We start from the raw sequence: 14772 nt of genomic DNA, 5'->3' as shown, positions 1-14772 counted from the left end.
TTTATTTAGTTCCAGCCGCATCTGCTTTAGGAGCTTTCTTCTTGAACATCTCCAGCATGCGACGGGTGACCATAAAGCCACCAAAAATATTGATGGAAGCCAGAAATACTGCAACAGCGCCAATAATGCTGGTGAGAGTGATCTCATCGCCGCCAATGACTTCGGTTTGCAAGAGTGCGCCAACAATGATGATGCCGGAGATGGCATTAGTAACTGCCATCAACGGGGTATGCAATGCTGGGGTAACGTTCCAAACCACGTGGTAGCCAACAAAAATGGCCAACACAAACACGGTGATGTTTTGGACTGTGAGGATGCTTTGAAAAGCAGCGAGATCCATGATATTTCCTTAGTCTAAATTTGTTCTATGAGTTTTTGCGGACGGCTTGACCATCACGACACATTAAGCAGGCGGTAACGATATCGTCATCAGTAGGGATGACCAATTTCGCTTCTTTATCAACAATGAGTTTCATGAAGTCGATCAAGTTACGCGCATATAGCGCTGAAGCGTCAGCTGCCACCATGCTTGCAAGGTTGGTATAACCAACAATCTTGACGCCATTAACTTCAGTAATCTTGTCAGCTTGAGTCAGTGGGCAGTTACCTGAGCCGTTATCACCACGACCAGCAGCAATATCAATCACGATAGAGCCAGGTTTCATATTGCTAACGGTATCGCTGTGCAATAAGACTGGTGGCTTGCGTCCTGGAATCAAAGCAGTGGTAATCACAATGTCAGCTTGCTGAGCGCGCTCAGCAACTAAAGCCGCTTGACGTTTCATCCAAGCTTCCGGCATTGGACGCGCATAGCCGCCAACACCTTGAGCGATTTCACGTTCTTCATCAGTTTCGTAAGGGACATCAACAAACTTGGCACCCAAAGATTCGATTTGCTCTTTAGCGGCTGGGCGAACGTCAGATGCTTCAATCACAGCACCTAAGCGTTTAGCAGTAGCAATAGCTTGCAAACCTGCAACACCAGCACCCAAGATCAGTACGCGCGCTGCTTTTACAGTTCCAGCAGCAGTCATGAGCATTGGCATGAAGCGCTGATATTCATTAGCAGCGATCATGACGGCTTTGTAGCCAGCAATATTGGCTTGTGATGACAATACGTCCATGCTTTGGGCGCGAGTTGTGCGAGGAGCAGCCTCTAATGAGAATGCTGTTACGCCTTGCGCTGCCATTGCGGCAATATTGTCATTATCAAATGGATCGAGCATGCCGATGAGGACGCTCCCAGATTTAATTTGTTTAAGTTCAGCTGCTTCAGGCGCGCGCACTTTCAGAACAATCTCTGCTCCAAATGCATCAGCTGCACTACCAATAGAGGCACCTACAGCTTCGTATGCGGAGTCTGGTTGACTTGCATGAACACCAGCACCTTTTTGAATGACGACGCTATGGCCTTGGCCAATCAATTTTTTTACGGTTTCTGGTGTGGCGGCTACTCGAGTTTCCCCAGGCCTTGTTTCCAGCGGCACTCCTATGCGCATGGCATGTCTCCAAAAGCAAAAATTTTAAAAGTCTATTTTAAAGATAAACAGGCTAGGTTTTACCTATTTACTGAGCCCCAAGGTCTGCCGGCTATGGTTTTGCCTAAAATCATGCGAAGTCTGGTTGAGACTTCTACAATGGGGTTTATCTGTCTATAGAGTATTCTCGCATTTTTTTAATGAGTCAGCCTAATTGTTCGGTACCCCCCCTTAAAAAGCCCAGAAAAGTCGTTATCGGCATGTCTGGAGGGGTAGATTCGTCCGTAGCCGCCTGGATGCTCAAAGAGCAGGGCTATGAAGTGATCGGCCTATTTATGAAGAATTGGGAAGATGACGATAACGATGAATATTGCTCAGCCCGCCAGGATTGGCTGGATGTCGTCTCAGTAGCCGATTTGATTGGCATTGACGTTGAGGCGGTGAATTTTGCTGCTGAGTACCGTGAACGCGTATTTGCTGAGTTTTTGCGTGAATACGCTGCAGGGCGAACTCCAAATCCCGATGTTCTCTGCAATGCTGAGATTAAGTTCAAAGCCTTCTTGGATCACGCCATGAGTTTGGGTGCTGATGCAATTGCTACTGGGCACTATGCCAGGGTCCGCCATGAGGGTGGAAAAGTGCAATTATTAAAAGCGCTGGATTCTAGTAAAGACCAGAGTTATTTTTTGCACCGCTTAACGCAACAGCAATTAGCTAATGTTTTATTTCCGCTGGGTGAGATTTCAAAAACTGAAGTGCGCACCATTGCTGAAAAAATTGGTTTACACAATGCACGCAAAAAAGATAGCACCGGAATTTGTTTTATTGGCGAGCGTCCTTTTAGAGAATTCTTAAACCGCTATCTACCCCGTACACCAGGACCTATTAAAACCCCGGATGGCAAGACTGTTGGCGAGCACATGGGCCTGGCCTTTTTCACTCTAGGGCAGCGCAAAGGAATTGGTTTGGGTGGTAGTCAAGATGGCAATGGTGACGCTTGGTATGTAGCACGTAAGGACATGGCTAATAACACTCTGTATGTAGCCCAGGGCCACGAACACCCATGGTTACTGGCTAAGACCCTAGAGGCTATTGATGCAAGTTGGATTGCTGGTAGCGCTCCAGTCTCCGGGAGCTATTCTGCGAAGACTCGCTATCGTCAAGCAGACTCTGCATGTACTTTAACTACAAGCACAGTCGACCTTACTTTTTCATTAGGATTTCCGGAAGCGCAATGGGCAGTAACGCCAGGACAATCAGCTGTTTTATATGACGGTGATATTTGTTTGGGCGGCGGAATTATTTCCGCTTAGCCCAATTCAATATTTTTAAATCCGCATTAAGCAGCAGGCGGTTCAGTTTCAATAAACGAAGGTCGCTGCAATAACTTTTGGTACAGACGATCTAAGTTTGAATATTGCGCTTGCCATTTCAGATCTGGAAAACGGAGTATTAGCCAACCAAGTGCACAACCTGTTGCAATATCAGCAAGCGTCATTTGATTACCGTGGCACCAGGCATTCTCACCCAAGATTTCAGACATTTGACGCAGAGAATTTTGAATCTTGCCCATTTGGCGATCAACCCAAGCTGAGCTTTGCTCTTCAGCTGGGCGCCAAGTGCGTTCGAGGCGAGCCAAAATGCCGGCATCCGTGATTCCGTCAGCCAGAGCTTCCCAGGTTTTCACGGTCGCGCGGTCACGGCTATCAGCCGGTATGAGCTTGCTGACTGGGCTGAGGGCGTCAGCGTATTCTGCAATCACGCGAGAGTCATAGAGAGCCTCACCATCTTCCAGAATGAGGCAGGGAACCTTCCCCAAGGGGTTGGAAAGGGCAATTTTGGTGTCTGCAGCCCAAACATTCTCTAATTGAAGGTCAACATCGACCTTTTTCTCTAAAAAAACGATGCGTACTTTACGTACATAGGGGCTGGTGAGGGATCCGATTAGTTTCATGGGCACAGTATAGCCATCCTAATGGGGGCCTGCTTGACCTCAGAACGCATTAAAATCAGGTTTTATAGACATATTCAATGTAAAGGCAATACCCGTGAGTCAGCCGCTTTCTACCCTTAATGCCCTTTCCCCCTTAGACGGCCGTTATGCCGGAAAGTTGGATGCCTTGCGTCCATGGCTTTCTGAAGCTGCTTTCATGCGTCAGCGTGTGTTCGTGGAAATACATTGGTTATTGGCCTTAGCGGCTGCTGGTCTACCTGATGTACCAAAAATTAATGCATCTGATGAAGCTTTCTTACTATCGCTGCCAGAGAATTTTTCGGATGCTGATGCTCAGCGCATTAAAGATATTGAAGCGGTTACTAATCATGATGTCAAAGCAGTAGAGTATTTCCTAAAAGAAAAAGTGGCAGGCCGTCCAGATTTATTAAAAGCGAGCGAGTTCATTCACTTTGCTTGCACCTCAGAAGATATTAATAACACCTCACATGGTTTGATGTTGCGTGGGGCGCGTGATGAGGTGCTTCTGCCGCAACTCAGAAAAGTACTTTCTGTATTGACCGAACTTGCTCTTGAACATGCAAAGGTGCCTTTGCTGTCTCGTACTCATGGCCAACCTGCTTCACCTAGTACGCTTGGTAAAGAAATTGCCAATATCGCAAAACGTTTAGAGCGTGCAATTGACTCAATCGCAGCAGCGCCATTGCTTGGCAAGATGAACGGTGCGGTTGGTAACTACAACGCACATTTATCTGCCTATCCCGATTTTGATTGGGAAAATTTTTCCAAGAATGTAGTTGAGAAGCGCCTTGGTCTCACCTTTAATCCTTACACTATTCAAATTGAACCGCACGATGGTATGGCACAGTTGTTTGATGCGATTGCTCGTGCCAACACCATTCTTTTGGATATGGATCGTGACTTCTGGGCATATATCTCGGTCGGTTATTTCAAGCAGCGTACCAAAGCTGGTGAGATTGGTTCATCAACCATGCCGCACAAAGTGAACCCTATTGATTTTGAAAACTCTGAGGGTAACTTGGGAGTTGCCAATGCATTACTGCGTCACCTTGCAGAAAAGCTACCAATTTCTCGTTGGCAGCGCGATCTCACTGACTCAACTGTCTTGCGTAATTTGGGCCCTGCATTTGGTCATAGCGTATTGGCTTATGACAGTGCTTTGCGTGGTCTTGGTAAGCTAGAGGTCAACCATGCAGCGATTGCCGCAGATTTAGATGCTTGTTGGGAAGTATTGGCTGAGCCAGTGCAAACCGTGATGCGTCGTTATGGCATTGAGAACCCCTATGAGCAGTTAAAAGAATTGACTCGTGGCAAAGGAATTAATCAGGCTGATTTGCAAACCTTCATTCGTGGCCTCAAGATTCCAGAGGATGCAAAAGCACGTCTTCTCGAAATGGCACCATCTTCTTATCTTGGTAAGGCAGTCGAATTGACTGAACGTCTCAAAAAGTGAGTGTGAGCTCCGCTTCAGAATACGGGGCGCGTCCCCGAGTCTGGTTTGCTGTTTATCAATTGCTATGGCATCTCTTATTGCCGCTGGCATTTATTCGTCTAGCTTGGCGTGCACGACATTCCTTTGCTTATATGCATCACATTCCAGAGCGTCTTGGCTTTGGGTATAACAAGCCGATTAAACAAGACTCCATTTGGATTCATGCAGTCTCCGTAGGTGAGACCCGTGCCGCTCAGCCACTAATTGATGCTTATCTTGCTCGTGGCGAAACCATTTTGCTTACGCATATGACTTTAAATGGTCGTCGTACGGGCAATCAATTGTTCGCTAAAGAAATTGCTTCTGGGCAGATATGTCAGGTATATCTGCCGTATGACCTTTGCTGGTCTGTTGAACATTTTCTCAATACCTTTAAGCCTAAGCTTGGTCTGTTTATGGAGACCGAGGCATGGCCAACGGTGGTTTTTCGTTGCTCAGAAATCGGCTTACCTTTGTTTTTGGTTAATGCGCGCCTTTCCGAGAGAAGCGCCCGCCGCGTTAATCAATTTGGTCAAGCTGGGCGTGCATTATTTCAAGCTTTCGCAGGAATCTTGGCGCAAACCAATTTTGATGCACAGCGTTATCGAAGTCTTGGTGTGAAAAACATTGCTATCGTTGGCAATCTCAAGTTTGATGTGCCTCTTGACCCGCGCTTAGTGGAGCAAGGGAAGCTTTGGAAAAAAGAGTTGCATGATGGGCATCGCTTAATGGTCTGTGCTGCTAGTACTCGCGATGGTGAAGAGACCATCATTCTCAAGGCCTGGAAAGATTTGCTACTCAGTAATACTTTTGATACCGCTCCATTGCTCTGCTTGGTGCCCCGACATCCCGAAAGATTTACGGAAGTTGCTGACGCTATTCATTCAGCTGGATTCAAGTTCCGCCGTCGTACTGAGTGGTCTGGAACCCCAAGAGATTGCAATGGCTTAGACGTAGTCTTGGGCGACTCTATGGGTGAAATGCCCATGTATTACAGCGCTGCAGATTTAGTGGTGATGGGTGGCAGCCTCTTACCATTTGGTGGTCAAAATCTCATAGAAGCCTGTGCAGCAGGGTGCCCAGTTCTTTTGGGTGAGCATACTTATAATTTCCAGCAAGCTGCGCTGGATGCCATTCAGGCTGGCGCTGCTAGGCGCATTGAGGGCGATCTATTGCCAACTGAGTCAATCGCCTTGATGCAGGCTTTGAAGGTCTTACTTTTGAATGCTGCTCAACTTGCCAATATGAGCCAAGCTGCAAAGACTTACTCAATGGATCATCAAGGTGCAACTAAGCGAATATTAGCTGCCCTTGATCAACAAAACTTCTCTTTAAATGAAGTCTGATTGACTTAAACACGCGCCCCGAAATTCGGGTCGTCATTGCGTGCATTGTCATCTGGCTTTTTGTCACTCTTTGCCAAATCTTCGCATGTTACTCCAAGCCACATAGCTAAAGCAGCAGCTACGAATACGGAAGAGTAAATACCAAACAAAATACCAATGGTCAGTGCTAGCGCAAAGTAGAAGAGGGTCGGGCCACCAAAAATCAGCATAGCCAAGACCATCATCTCAGTACTGCCGTGAGTAATTACGGTGCGGCTGATTGTGCTGGTAATTGCGTTGTCAATAATTTCGCGAGTATCCATCTTGCGGTACTTGCGGAAGTTTTCGCGAATACGGTCAAAGATCACCACAGATTCGTTCACGGAGTAACCCAGAACTGCTAGGACTGCTGCCAAGACAGAGAGTGAGAACTCCCATTGGAAAAAAGCAAAGAAACCCAAGATGATCACGATGTCGTGCAAGTTTGCGATGATGCCGGCCAGAGCAAATTTCCACTCAAAGCGGAAAGAGAGGTAGATGACAATGCCGATGATCACAAAAATTAAGGCCTTCAAGCCATCTAAAGCCAGCTCTTCACCTACCTGAGGACCTACAAACTCGACGCGTTGAAGTTTGGCGCCTGTGCTGGCAGGCTCAAGCGCTTGCATTACTGCTGCGCTTTGGTCTGCAGAGGAAATGAGTTTGCCTTCAGTATCTTTTTGCAAAGGCAGGCGAATCATGATGTCACGTGAACTACCAAAATTCTGAATCTGCGTATCGGCATAACCCAGCTTCTCAACCTTCGTGCGAATGGAGTCCAGTGGCGCAGCTTGAGGGTAGCTCACTTCCATTACCGTGCCGCCGGTAAACTCAATTGAGAGGTGCAGGCCGTTATGCCACAAGAAGAAGACTGCAGCTAAGAAGGTGATTAAAGAAATCGCATTGAGCGCCAATGCATGGCGCATGAAAGGAATGTCTTTTTTGATCCGGAAAAATTCCATGGCTTATTTCTCCTGTGGTCGCCAAACTTGGCCAATAGCGAGTTTTTGAACCTTCTTGTGTCTGCCGTACCAGAGGTTGACAAGACCGCGCGAGAAGAAGACAGCCGAGAACATCGAAGTCAAAATACCTAAACAATGAACCACTGCAAAGCCTTTGATTGGACCAGAGCCAAATGCTAAGAGCGCAAGACCAGCAATCAAGGTTGTTACGTTGGAGTCCAAAATCGTTGCCCAAGCTTTATCGAAGCCAACTGCAATAGCAGTCTGTGGCGCAGCACCATTGCGCAGCTCTTCACGAATACGTTCGTTAATCAATACGTTGGAGTCAATCGCCATACCAAGTGCTAGGGCCATCGCGGCGATGCCTGGCAAAGTGAGTGTGGCTTGTAGCATCGACAGCACAGAAATCAGCAGGAGTAAGTTCACAGCCAATGCAATGACGGAGAATGTGCCAAACAATAAGTAGTAAGCCATCATGAAAATAGCGATTGCGCCAAAGCCGATCAAGAGTGACTTGAAACCTTTTTCAATATTCTCTGCACCTAAGCTTGGTCCAATCGTGCGCTCTTCAATAATTTCCATTGGAGCAGCCAAAGAACCTGCGCGCAGTAAGAGGGCCAAGTCATTAGCGCTGGCAGTAGTAGGCTGACCTGTAATCTGAAACTTAGAACCGAATTCACTCTGAATGGTGGCAATAGTCAATACTTCACCCTTGCCTTTTTCAAACAGAATCATACCCATGGGCTTGCCAATGTTCTCACGCGTCACTTCTTGCATTACGCGGCCACCAGCTGCATCCAAAGAGATGTTTACGGCAGGACGTTGGTTTTGATCAAAGCCTGCACTTGCATCAGTAATGCGATCACCGCTGAAGATGACTGACTTCTTAAATACACCTAAACGATTTTCTCCAAAGCGGAAGGTATCCATGCCTGGAGGTGGCGTCTCGCCAATGCCAATTGTTGAAACGAGTGGATCAGCTAAGCGAGACTCCAAGGTTGCAGTACGACCAATAATATCTTTAGCACGTGCAGTATCTTGAACACCAGGCAATTGCACCACGATGCGTTCAGCACCTTGTTGTTGAATCACTGGCTCTTTAACTGCTAACTCATTCACTCGCTTATTCAGAGTGATGATGTTTTGTTTAACGGCGTTATCTTGGATTTCTTTTAATGCCGTTGGTTTAAATTCACCTAGTAATTTTGGCGATAGACCTGTTGGTTTTACTTGCCAAGTTAGTTCGGGTTGGGCGGATTGGAGCGCTGTGCGAGCTGCGTCAGCATCAGCAGTGCTACCAAAATTAATCGTGATGTTATCTACGCCACGCTCAATACCTTGGTGACGAATATTTTTATCGCGCAATTGGGTACGAATATCAGTTGCCAAAGAAGTAACCTTCTTTTGAACTGCGCCTTTCATATCGACCTGAAGCAGGAAGTAAACGCCACCGCGCAAGTCAAGACCTAAAGGCATTGGTAGGGCGTTTATTGAATTTAACCAGTCTGGCGTATTCGATAAAAGATTTAAAGCCACTGTGAAATTCGGCTCATTCTGATCGACGTTAATCTTTTGCTGCAATAGATCGCGTGCACGTAGTTGAATGTCGGTATTGTTGAAACGAATTTTGATGGAGCCTACATTATTTGCGTTTTCAAAGAAGATGCCGGTATTACTGATGCTGGCATCAGACAAAATCTTTTCAACGCGGGCTTGTGTCGCCAAATCAACCTTGATGGTTGGTTTGGCGGACGAGATCTGAACCGCTGGAGCCTCACCATAGAAATTCGGTAATGAATATAGTCCACCGATGAGTAAAGCAACGGCGATAACTAAATATTTCCAGAGAGGGTAGCGATTCATATTGAGATACTTTTAAACAAAGGTATTAAGCAGACTTCAGTGTGCCTTTAGGCAACACTGTGGTGATCGCAGCTTTTTGGAGTTGCACTTCAGTGCCAGCAGAAATTTCAACAGTAACCACTGCATCTTTCTGTGCTGTTACTTTGCCCATGATGCCGCCAATAGTCACAACTTCATCACCAACTGCTAATGCTTCGAGCATGGCTTTAGTTTCTTTTTGACGCTTCATTTGTGGGCGAATCATGATGAAGTACAAAACTGCAAACATCAAAACCAATGGCAGGAAGCTCATTAAGCCACCAGAATCTGGACCCGCAGCTGGGGCTTGGGCAAAAGCGTTACTAATCCACATACAAAACCTCCGTTAAAGACTATTTGGAAACTGCTTCAGTTTTAGGCTTTTAAGTAAAGCCGTAAACCCGCAATTCTAAACTGTGTGGGGCTTTGGAGGTGATTTGGAAAGGTATAGGCCCCGGAGGGCTATTAATCCTGGCCGGGTTCAACGCCACGTTGGCGATTCTGGTGGAATTCTTCGCGGTAGGCGCTAAAACGGTCTTTACTTAAGGCCTCTCTGACCTCAGTCATGAGCTGGAGATAGTAAGACAGATTGTGGATGGTATTGAGTTGGGAGCCCAGAATCTCATTCGCCTTCTGGAGGTGATTTAAGTAGGATCTGGTGAAGTTTTGACAGGTATAGCAGGCGCAGGTAGGGTCTAGCGGGCGATCATCGTCCTTGTAGCCAGAATTACGCAATTTGAGGTCGCCAAAGCGGGTGAATAGCCAACCATTACGAGCATTGCGTGTGGGCATCACACAATCAAACATATCAATACCTAGGCTGACGCCCAACATCAGATCTTCAGGGGTGCCCACACCCATCAAGTAGTGCGGCATATGTTCTGGCAGCTTAGGCGCCGTGAAATTCAAAATACGCTCAAACTCAGGTTTGGGCTCTCCAACAGAGAGGCCTCCAATCGCAATCCCATCAAAACCTTGCTGGCTAACCGCATCTAGTGAGAATTCCCGCAGATTCTCGAACATGCCACCTTGGACGATGCCAAATAAACCATTGCCAGTATTGAGCTCTCTAAATCTTTTGAGCGAGCGATCGCCCCAGCGAAGTGACATCTCTAATGATGCCCGCGCTGTTTTTTCTGAAGTGGGTTGTCCCTTGATTTCGTAAGGGGTGCATTCATCAAACTGCATGGCGATATCACTGTTCAATACCGCCTGAATTTCCATTGATACTTCTGGCGACATAAAGAGTTTGTCGCCATTAATGGGTGATGCAAAAGTCACACCTTCTTCAGAGATCTTGCGAAGTGATCCTAGGCTAAATACCTGAAAGCCGCCAGAGTCAGTCAGAATGGGTTTATCCCAAGCCATGAAGCGATGTAAACCACCATGCTTCTTGATGACATCCAAACCAGGACGCAACCAAAGATGAAAAGTGTTGCCTAAAATGATTTGTGCTTTTGCTTCATTCAAGTCGCGCGGAGTCATTGCCTTTACAGTGCCATAGGTCCCAACAGGCATAAAAATGGGTGTCTGCACACTGCCGTGCGGAAGATCAAGTTGACCAAGGCGAGCAGGACTTTGCGAGTCGCGCGCCAAAATATTGAAGTGAACAGGTTTGGTCATGGTTTTGTATTCTCAAGTCGGCATAAAAACATCGCATCTCCGTAACTAAAGAAACGATACTTCTGGGCTATGGCATGTTGATAGGCAGCACGGATATGATTCATTCCTGCAAAAGCACTCACCAGCATCAATAGGGTAGATTTTGGCAGATGAAAGTTGGTCAGTAAGCAATCTACCGTTTTGAACTCAAATCCGGGGGTGATGAAAAGATTGGTTTCGCCACTACTTTGCTGGCTAAGGGCTTGGCTTTCAAGGGCTCTCAGGCTGGTGGTGCCTACAGCAATGACCCGCCCGCCTTTTTGTTTGGTTTCCTTAATTGCCTGCAAAGTTTCTGCCGGAATCGAAAACCACTCATGATGCATCTTATGTTTTGATAGATCCTCTTCGCGGACGGGAGTAAAAGTGCCTGCTCCCACATGAAGAGTGATTGTTGCTTGCTGGATTCCTAAACTTTTTAATTGCTTCAGAATGCTTTCATCAAAATGAAGTCCTGCAGTTGGCGCTGCTACTGCGCCTGGATTTTTTGCTACTACAGTTTGGTAGCGCTGCGCATCTTCACCATCAGGTTGATGTTCGATATAAGGTGGGAGCGGTAATTCACCAAAGCGCTCGAGTAGCTCAAAAATATTTTCTGGGAAGTGCACTTCATAAAATCGCCCATCACATCCAAGCATCTCTACCGGAAAAGTTTCCCCAGCTTGGTTGTGGATCTGAACAATCGATCCAGTTTTAGGGACCTTTGATGCTCTGATTTGGACCCAGGCTTGTCTATCACCACTAATGCGCTCAATGAGGAGCTCAACATTGCCCCCAGTCTCTTTTTTGCCATGTAATCGTGCTGGGATTACTTTGGTGTCATTAAATACCAATAAATCCCCTGGCTTGATAAGGCTAAGAATGTCCTTAAACTGTCGATCATTCAGCTGGACGTGATTAGACCCTTCAGCCTTGACCTCTAGGAGGCGGCTATCGGTTCTATTTGCCAAAGGATGTTGGGCAATTAGGTCGGCAGGAAGTTCGTAATTGAAGTCAGAGAGTTGCATAGCATTACCATCAGGTATTAGATTTTAACGATGACTACCAAACAAGCGCCAAGCACACTCCAAAAAATGGGTTTAGACAGCCCTATGGCCCTTGCTTTGCATCTTCCATCCCGCTATGAAGATGAGACTGAGCTATTCACGATTGAAGAAGCCTTAAATCAGGGTAGGTTTAGTTCCGCCCAGACTCAGGGGGTGGTGATCCGAAATCAGGTCTTATTTAGACCCAGAAGGCAGATGCTGGTGACCATTGAAGATGACACCGCAACTTTGCAGCTACGTTTCCTCAATTTCTACCCAAGCCAGCAAAAGCAAATGGCGGTAGGTGCGCATATTCGAGTTCGTGGTGAAGTGCGTGAAGGATTTCAGGGTCCAGAAATGGTCCACCCCACTGTTAAGGCTGTGGCAGCAGATGCACCATTACCAATGAGTCTGACCCCAGTCTATCCAGCAAGTGCTGGTGTTTCACAAACAGTCATTCGTAAAGCGGTTGCGCAGGCTTTACGCGATCCAAGCTTGCGAGATAGTTTGGCCGAGTTTTTACCCAAGAAGTTAATGACAGAACTGCTTCCAAGTAATGATTGGCCAAGCCTGCAAGCTGCTATTACCTATTTGCATCAGCCCCCTGCCGATGCGGATACTCAAGCATTGTTGGAGCGCACAGATCCTGCATGGCGCCGCGTGCAGTTCGAAGAATTACTCGCGCAACAAATTTCTTTGAAACGTGCTCATGCGATTCGAAGAGAACGGCATGCTCCGAGCTTTACAAAGCCATCAAAAGAGCAAAGTCTGGAGGCTGGCTTACTGAAAGCCTTGCCTTTTCAATTAACCGGTGCGCAGGGTCGTGTTTGGTCAGAGATCAGCAAAGATCTAGAGAACTCATTTCCGATGAATCGACTCCTGCAAGGAGATGTGGGTAGCGGCAAGACAGTAGTGGCAGCCTTAGCGGCAGCGCGCGTAATGGATCATGGCTATCAAGCTGCAGTGATGGCGCCTACTGAAATCTTAGCTGAGCAGCATTACTTAAAAATGAAAGAATGGTTTGAGCCATTAGGTGTGAGCATTGCTTGGTTGTCTGGCAGCTTGAAGGCAAAAGAAAAAAGGTTAGCTCAAGAAATGATTGAGAGTGGGCAAGCTCAACTCATTATTGGTACTCACGCACTGATTCAGGAGAGCGTGAGTTTTTCCAAGCTAGGTTTGGCAGTGATTGATGAGCAACATCGCTTTGGAGTCAGACAGCGCCTAGAAATACAGCAAAGACTTGGATCCGAATTGTTCTATTGCCATCAATTAATGATGTCGGCAACACCAATTCCTAGAACATTGGCAATGACCTATTACGCAGATCTCGATGTGTCTGTCATTGACGAGCTGCCCCCTGGCCGTAAGCCAATTACTACTAAGGTGGTCAAGGCGACTCGTCGTGATGAGGTCATTGGTGGCTTACAAAGTTGGCTATCTAAAGGACTGCAAGCCTATTGGGTTTGCCCCTTGATTGAAGAATCTGAGGCTTTGCAATTACAAACTGCAGTTGAGAGTTTTGAGCAGCTGACGCAGGCTTTGCCAGATTTTAAAGTGGGCTTAGTGCACGGTCGCTTAAAGGCTGAAGAAAAAGCAGCGGTCATGGCTGCATTCAAAGCAAATGAAATCCAGTTATTAGTTGCCACTACAGTGATTGAGGTGGGCGTCGATGTTCCCAATGCAGCATTAATGGTGATCGAGCATGCTGAGCGCTTTGGCTATGCTCAAATTCATCAATTGCGTGGACGTGTGGGGCGCGGTTCAGCCGATTCGGTTTGTATCTTGATGTATGCGGAGCCCTTGTCGATGGCCGCTAAAGAGCGTCTGCAAACTTTACGTGAGGTATCTGATGGATTTGTTATCGCAGAGCGTGATCTTTCCTTGCGTGGTCCTGGCGAATTACTCGGGGCCAAGCAATCTGGGGATGCCATGTTGCGATTTGTCGATTTGCAGCGCGATGCTTGGTTGATTGAGTTGGCTCAACAAGCAGCCGAGCGCTTATTGGCAGACCATACAGACCTAGTGGAGCGCCATCTAGAGCGTTGGCTAGGATCTCGCGCTGAATTTTTAAAGGCGTGATAATTACCTCATGTCTTTAAATGATCGTCTAACCTCGTACGCTTATCTCATACGCCTAGATAAGCCAATTGGCACCTTATTACTTTTATGGCCAACGCTATGGGCCTTATGGTTGGCTAGTGCCGGAATGCCAGACCCCAAAATCTTATTGATATTCGTAGTGGGTACTTTCTTGATGCGTAGCGCGGGATGCGCAATGAATGATTATGCGGATCGCGACTTTGATCTTCATGTGCAGAGAACGCAAGGGCGTCCAGTGACAAGTGGCAAGATTTCTGGCAAAGAGGCGGTGTTAATTGCCGCACTATTGGCATTGATTGCATTCGCAATCATTCAGCCACTCAATGATTACACCAAGAAACTTTCCTTTTTTGCATTGGCTGTGGCTTTCATTTATCCATTCACCAAGCGCTTCTTTGCAATGCCGCAAGCTATTCTGGGCATTGCATTTGGCTTTGGCATCCCTATGGCATATGCCGCCGTCTTAAATTCGATTCCATTAGAAGCCTGGATCTTATTTGTAGGGAATATTTTTTGGGCAATAGCCTATGACACTGCCTATGCCATGGTTGATCGCGAAGATGATCTGCGCTTAGGTTTACGTACTTCGGCAATTACCTTCGGCCAATATGATGTTTTAGCAATCGCAATGAGCTATGCCATCTTATTCATTAGTCAAATTTGGGTTGCGCAATTAGCCAATTTAAGTAATTACTTTTTAGTCGGGTGGTTCATAGCCTTAGCTTGCGCTATTTATCACCTGAAACTTATTTCTACGCGAAAGCGTGAAGAGTGTTTTGCGGCTTTTCGCCACAACAACTGGCTAGGTGGATTTTTATTTCTGGGGATTGTGCTTGGTCTTAGTCTGAACTAAGAGT

13 protein-coding genes are annotated in these 14772 nt (G+C 46.7%); 5 read left to right on the top strand and 8 right to left on the bottom strand.

Features of this window, described 5'->3' with window-relative positions; translation table 11 throughout:
* Window position 1 precedes the first annotated feature (1 nt).
* Window positions 2-340 carry a proton-translocating transhydrogenase family protein gene (locus ICN13_RS06185; RefSeq protein ID WP_011903634.1) on the bottom strand — a complete coding sequence of 113 codons (339 nt, stop codon included), beginning with the start codon at window positions 338-340 and terminating at the stop codon, window positions 2-4.
* Between the two features lie 25 nt (window positions 341-365).
* Complete coding sequence (locus tag ICN13_RS06180; protein ID WP_216139523.1) at window positions 366-1499, bottom strand: Re/Si-specific NAD(P)(+) transhydrogenase subunit alpha; 1134 nt, start codon at window positions 1497-1499, stop codon at window positions 366-368.
* Window positions 1500-1678: 179 nt separating this feature from the next.
* Between ICN13_RS06180 and mnmA the strand changes: the two genes are divergently transcribed.
* Complete coding sequence (gene mnmA, locus ICN13_RS06175; protein WP_216139522.1) at window positions 1679-2791, top strand: tRNA 2-thiouridine(34) synthase MnmA; 1113 nt, start codon at window positions 1679-1681, stop codon at window positions 2789-2791.
* 26 nt (window positions 2792-2817) lie between these two features.
* Here mnmA and ICN13_RS06170 read toward each other — a convergent pair whose 3' ends face one another.
* Window positions 2818-3432: a glutathione S-transferase N-terminal domain-containing protein gene (locus ICN13_RS06170; RefSeq protein ID WP_216139521.1), complete on the bottom strand. Its 615-nt coding sequence runs from the start codon at window positions 3430-3432 to the stop codon at window positions 2818-2820.
* Between the two features lie 94 nt (window positions 3433-3526).
* Here ICN13_RS06170 and purB point away from each other — a divergent pair, with 94 nt between their 5' ends.
* Entirely contained in the window at window positions 3527-4906 is a 1380-nt protein-coding gene (gene purB, locus ICN13_RS06165) for an adenylosuccinate lyase (RefSeq protein ID WP_216139520.1), read from the top strand.
* Between the two features lie 2 nt (window positions 4907-4908).
* Complete coding sequence (locus ICN13_RS06160) at window positions 4909-6270, top strand: 3-deoxy-D-manno-octulosonic acid transferase (protein WP_370622964.1); 1362 nt, start codon at window positions 4909-4911, stop codon at window positions 6268-6270.
* A 5-nt stretch (window positions 6271-6275) separates the two neighbouring features.
* Here ICN13_RS06160 and secF read toward each other — a convergent pair whose 3' ends face one another.
* From secF to queA, 5 genes are all read right to left on the bottom strand, one after another.
* Window positions 6276-7250 (bottom strand): protein translocase subunit SecF, encoded by a 975-nt coding sequence (secF, locus tag ICN13_RS06155; RefSeq protein ID WP_216139518.1) that lies wholly within the window; start codon window positions 7248-7250, stop codon window positions 6276-6278.
* Window positions 7251-7253: 3 nt separating this feature from the next.
* Window positions 7254-9113, bottom strand: coding sequence for a protein translocase subunit SecD (gene secD / locus ICN13_RS06150; RefSeq protein WP_216139517.1), 1860 nt, complete (start codon window positions 9111-9113; stop codon window positions 7254-7256).
* Window positions 9114-9138: 25 nt separating this feature from the next.
* Window positions 9139-9465 (bottom strand): preprotein translocase subunit YajC, encoded by a 327-nt coding sequence (gene yajC / locus ICN13_RS06145; RefSeq protein WP_216139516.1) that lies wholly within the window; start codon window positions 9463-9465, stop codon window positions 9139-9141.
* A 131-nt stretch (window positions 9466-9596) separates the two neighbouring features.
* Window positions 9597-10754 carry a tRNA guanosine(34) transglycosylase Tgt gene (gene tgt, locus ICN13_RS06140; protein WP_216139515.1) on the bottom strand — a complete coding sequence of 386 codons (1158 nt, stop codon included), beginning with the start codon at window positions 10752-10754 and terminating at the stop codon, window positions 9597-9599.
* Window positions 10751-11797, bottom strand: a complete 1047-nt coding sequence (gene queA / locus ICN13_RS06135; protein ID WP_216139514.1) for a tRNA preQ1(34) S-adenosylmethionine ribosyltransferase-isomerase QueA — start codon at window positions 11795-11797, stop codon at window positions 10751-10753. Before queA ends, tgt begins: the two co-directional genes overlap by 4 nt.
* Window positions 11798-11827: 30 nt before the next feature.
* Here queA and recG point away from each other — a divergent pair, with 30 nt between their 5' ends.
* Both recG and ubiA read left to right on the top strand, forming a co-directional pair.
* Window positions 11828-13894 carry an ATP-dependent DNA helicase RecG gene (gene recG, locus ICN13_RS06130; protein WP_216139513.1) on the top strand — a complete coding sequence of 689 codons (2067 nt, stop codon included), beginning with the start codon at window positions 11828-11830 and terminating at the stop codon, window positions 13892-13894.
* A 10-nt stretch (window positions 13895-13904) separates the two neighbouring features.
* Window positions 13905-14768: a 4-hydroxybenzoate octaprenyltransferase gene (ubiA, locus tag ICN13_RS06125; RefSeq protein WP_216139512.1), complete on the top strand. Its 864-nt coding sequence runs from the start codon at window positions 13905-13907 to the stop codon at window positions 14766-14768.
* Window positions 14769-14772: the final 4 nt, after the last annotated feature.

Source organism: Polynucleobacter sp. MWH-Berg-3C6 (assembly GCF_018881855.1).
Classification (GTDB): domain Bacteria; phylum Pseudomonadota; class Gammaproteobacteria; order Burkholderiales; family Burkholderiaceae; genus Polynucleobacter.
The sequence above is the reverse complement of the archived record's forward strand: the minus strand, read 5'-3'. Positions and strand labels throughout refer to the sequence as shown.